Consider the following 4,839-nt stretch of genomic DNA (forward strand, 5'->3'; position numbering starts at 1 on the left):
AGGGCTGAGGAGACGCCCTCCGCGGTTGGCGAGGCCGCGGTGGCCGAAAGGTGGGCTCGGTTGCAAAAGCAAATGGACGAACCAGTGCATGATCCCGGCCCTCAAGTGGATACATCGCCATGGGAGGCGCAACTCATGGTGCAAGGGAGCGGACAAGAACACGCCGCGGCGCCCTACGCCGGAGACAGTGGGTCGAGGCTAGGTGCCTCGGTGCTGCAGCCGGGTCACTCAACGGCGCGCCATCATGATGCGCCGGATTCGTCAGTGGTTGATCTGAATCCCCCCGCACCGTCCGAGTTGCGTGACCATGCTCGTTCTGTGCCGCCGGCGGTGCAGCCAGATCCTCCAATAGGGGTCTCCGGTCGCGACAAGGGTCCTCTCTATTCCAACGATGCGACCATTGTCGAAGGGCTGAGGTCAGCATTGGAGAGCACGGTCAAGCGCCATGTAAATTCTCTTCTCGGCTTTGGTCGTTGGCTCTTTGATAATAACAGGCCGGGATTTGCTGCTCGGCTTCACGAGGAGTCGCTGGATCCGGATCTCAAGGAGTACGAGAGCAAGAGTGGCTCCTCGGACGTGGCTAGAGCAGTGGGTCATCTCAAGACGTGGGCGGGCGGAGCGCCAGTGCTGGACCGCGCCGCTGTCCTGAATAATCCCGACCCTGCCGACGCCGCGCTCATCAGAGATTACACAGCGGCTCCCATCAAAGAGTACAAGGCAGCGCCGAGCGGGCCGAATCCCGCTACCATTCAGACCTATGGATCTGCTCCTAGACGTTTCAGTGAATACCTGGTTGAAAACAAAAAGCCGGGGATTGCGGCTCGGCTTCACGAGGGGTCGCTGGATGAAGATGCCAAGCGCTATAACAACTCCGGTGGGATCAGTGCACTAGCTCATCTCCGGAAGTCCGAACTCGGGCGCGAGCTCCCTGGGAAAGCTAATGAAGACGACGCTGTTCTGCCATTGTCTTTCGTGCCAACTGGGCCCCATCACCAAGCCTCGGATCCCGCAGGGTCCTTTCGTCCCCTGATCTGGCGCGACGGCGACCAGCGCGCGCCGGACGAGCGGATCGCTGCACAGGACAGGAGCAACCAGCTATCAAGCGAGGAGGTCCTCATCAACCGTGAGCATGATACAGCGGAGTTGAGACCAGCGAAGAGGCAAAGGCCCCTGAACAGTCGTCTGCAGGACGTTGCCACTGAGCCGCAGCTGAGCGAGATCGGCAATTCAGGCGCTCGCGTGCTGATGCAGGCCCCCACCCATCAAGTGGGTGCATTGCCATGGGAAGCGCAGCCCATGATGCAAGGGAGCGGACAAGAACACGCCGCGGCGCCGTATGCCGGAGGCAGTGGGTCGATGCTGGGTGCCTCGGTGCTGCAGCCGGGTCACTCAACGGCGCGCCATCATCATGCGCCGGATTCGTCAGTGGTTGATCTGAATCCCCCCGCACCGTCCGAGTTGCGTGACCATGCTCGTTCTGTGCCGGCGGCGGTGCAGCCAGATCCTCCAATAGGGGTCTCCGGTCGCGACAAGGGTCCCCTCTATTCCAACGATGCGACCGTTGTCGAAGGGCTGAGGTCAGCTTACGCGGGTAAGGTCAAGGAGAGCACGGTCAAGCGCCATGTAAATTCTCTTCTCGGCTTTGGTCGTTGGCTCTTTGACAATAACAGGCCGGGATTTGCTGCTCGGCTTGACGAATCGTCGCTGGATCAGGATCGCAAGGAGTACGAGAGCAGGGGTGGCCCCTCGGAGTACGAGAGCAGGGGTGGCCCCTCGATCGTGGCTAGAGCACTGGGTCGTCTCAAGACGTTGGCGGGCGGAGCGCCAGTGGTCGACCGCCCTGTCCGGAATCCCTACCCTGCCGACGCCGCGCTCATCAGAGATTACACAGCGGCTCTCATCAAAGAGTACAAAGAAGCGCCTGCGACCGGGCCGAATCGCGGTACCATTCAGGTCTATGGATCTACTCTTATACGTTTCAGTGAATACCTGCATGAAAACAAAAAGCCGGGGATTGCGGATCGGCTTCACGAGGGGTCGCTGGATGAAGATGCCAAGCGCTATGTGAACTCCGGTGGTAACCGGAGGATCAGTGCACTAGCTCATCTCCGGAAGTTCGCACCCGGGCGCGAAATTGCCCTTGCTGCTCGTCCGGAAGACGCAGTCGGCATGGAGGCTCGTGCCATTGGGGACGCCGCTGCGCAGCGCAGCGGGACGCAGGAGGCATTGGGTCGGCCAGAGAGGCCCCCTGGGAAAGCTAAAGACGGGCGGGTGCTCGGCGCATTGGAATGGCTAGGCGACGAACATATCCAGAGGGATTACCAACTCCTGGAGCAGGAGTTGCAGGGGAACAATCCAGATCTCGCCGCCCGGACGCGGTTCGTGGATCCCCTCGTAGCCAATTATCATCTGCGCTTGGGCTCCGAGAGCGTCATGCTAAGCGCATTCCAGCGCATCGTCCATCAGAACGGTAACGACACAGCCGACTTCCTGTTCGTGCCAGTGAGCGATGGCGGTAAGACTCTTGCGGAGCGCGGCACCCATTGGTCGCTGCTGTTCGTTGATCGCAGCGACCGGGAACGGCCGGTTGCCTATCATTATGACTCCTACAACGGATGCAATGACACGCTTGCAAAAGAGCTCGCAGAAAATCTGGGCGCCAGCCTGGAGACCCGCGTGGGCGTATCCCGCATCGCCCAGCAGAGCAACGTGGTGGATTGCGGAGTCTACGTGGTGGACGGCACGCGGGCGCTGGTTGGGCGATTGCAATCGCAGCCAGATAACCTGAACCTCAACAACCTCGTCGTCAATCGGCAGGCACTACAAACCCGCCTCAGGGGTGACAATACATTCGGAACGGCAAATAATCTTACGAACTTTGAACTCATGGACCGACAGGCCCGAGACGCGGTTAAGGAAAGCCCCGTTGGGACGTTTCACCAGCAGATCAAGCGGCTCGGCCAGTCAGCGCCAGACGTTGCTCCCGGGGACCCATTTAAATTTCAAAGTCTTGAGAGCAAGGGGGACGCCGCTGCGCAGCGCAGCGGGCCGCAGGAGGAATACAGTTGGCCAGAGTATCTCCCCCCTGGGAAAGCTAATGAAGACGACGCTGTTCTGGCATCGTCTTTCGTGCCAACTGGGCCCCATCACCAAGCCTCGGATCCCGCAGGGTCCTTTCGTCCCCTGAGCTGGCGCGACGGCGACCAGCGCGCGCCGGACGAGCGGATCGCTGCACAGGACAGGAGCAACCAGCTACCAAGCGAGGAGGTCCTCATCAACCGTGAGCATGATACAGCGGAGTTGAGACCAGCGAAGAGGCAAAGGACCCCGAACAGTCGTCTGCAGGACGTTGCCACTGAGCCGCAGCTGAGCGAGATCGGCAATTCAGGCGCTCGCGTGCTGATGCAGGCCCCCACCCATCAAGTGGGTGCATTGCCATGGGAGGCGCAGCCCATGATGCAAGGGAGCGGACAAGAACACGCCGCGGCGCCGTACGCCGGAGGCAGTGGGTCGATGCTGGGTGCCTCGGTGCTGCAGCCGGGTCACTCAACGGCGCGCCATCATCATGCGCCGGATTCGGCAGTGGTTGATCTGAATCCCCCCGCACCGTCCGAGTTGCGTGACCATGCTCGTTCTGTGCCGGCGGCGGTGCAGCCAGATCGCCCAAAAGTGGTCTCCGGTCCCGACAAGGGTCCTCTTTATTCCAACGATGCGACCCTTGTCGAAGGGCTGAGGTCAGCACTCTATGCCGGTAAGGTCGGGGAGATCACGGTCAAGCGCCATGTAGATATTCTTTTCGGCTTTGGTCATTGGCTCGTTGAAAATAACAAGCCGGGGATTGCGGATCGGCTTCACGATTCGTCGCTGGATCGGGATCGCAAGGAGTACGAGATCTGGGGTGGCGGCCCCTCGGCCGTGGCTGGGTCACTGGGTCGTCTCAAGACGTGGGCGGGCGGAGCGCCAGTGGTGGGCCGCCCTGCCCTGAATCCCCACCCTGCCGACGCCGTGCTCATCAGAGAGTACACAGCGGCTCTCATCAAAGCGTACGAGGCAGCGCCGACCGGGCCGAAACCCCGTACCGTTGAGGTCTATGGGTCTGCTCTTAGACGTTTCAGTCAATGCTTGGTTGAAAACAAAAAGCCGGGGATTGCGGATCGGCTTCACGAGCGGTCGCTGGATGAAGATGCCAAGCGCTATATGAAAACCGCTGACATCAGTGCACTAACTCATGTCCGGAAGTTCGCACTCGGGCGCGAAATTGCCCTTGCTGCTCGTTCGGAAGACGCAGTCGGCATGGAGGCTCGTGCCATTGGGGACGCCGCTGCGCAGACCGCGGCACAAGCTCATGGCCACGCAGGAGAGCAGGGACCCATCTCTCGAGCTCAACAAGTCGCGCCAGCGCCGTTTGAACGGCACTTGGGCAAGAAGCGTGAGGCCCAGGACGGACTGACGAGTACACTTGACAGGAGCAACCTCGTGAACAGCGGGGGCGTCATCATAAACAATGAACATTACACAGCGCTGTTGAGACCGGCGAAGAGGCAGAGGACTGATAATCCGCAAAGCCGCGCCATGGGGCGGCAACTGAGCGAAGCAACCACGACGTCCATCAGCCAAGCCTCCGATCAAGCCCGAGCGGACCTAATGGCTTCCTTCAGAAGCAGGGAGCGCTCCGACGCGGGGCGTTGAGCTCCATGGCTGGGGTCAAGCAGAACAGCTCTCTTGACGACAGAGGCGCTGATGCGATCTCCGGACCGGTAGCTCTCGCTGTAATTGATCAGGCTGGTACTGTTGGAAGGCTTGATCAGCCTCGTCACCCCAATCTCCAGCATAGCTCAC

Annotated in this window: 1 protein-coding gene; it reads left to right on the forward strand. The window is 60.7% G+C overall.

The features are described from left to right. The first annotated feature begins 297 nt into the window (after window positions 1-297). On the forward strand, window positions 298-4,689 hold the full coding sequence (locus NKI54_RS35940; protein WP_352694572.1) for a Ulp1 family isopeptidase: 4,392 nt from the start codon (window positions 298-300) through the stop codon (window positions 4,687-4,689). The last annotated feature ends 150 nt before the right edge of the window (window positions 4,690-4,839 follow it).

This window comes from Mesorhizobium sp. M0663 (assembly GCF_040320585.1).
Classification (GTDB): domain Bacteria; phylum Pseudomonadota; class Alphaproteobacteria; order Rhizobiales; family Rhizobiaceae; genus Mesorhizobium.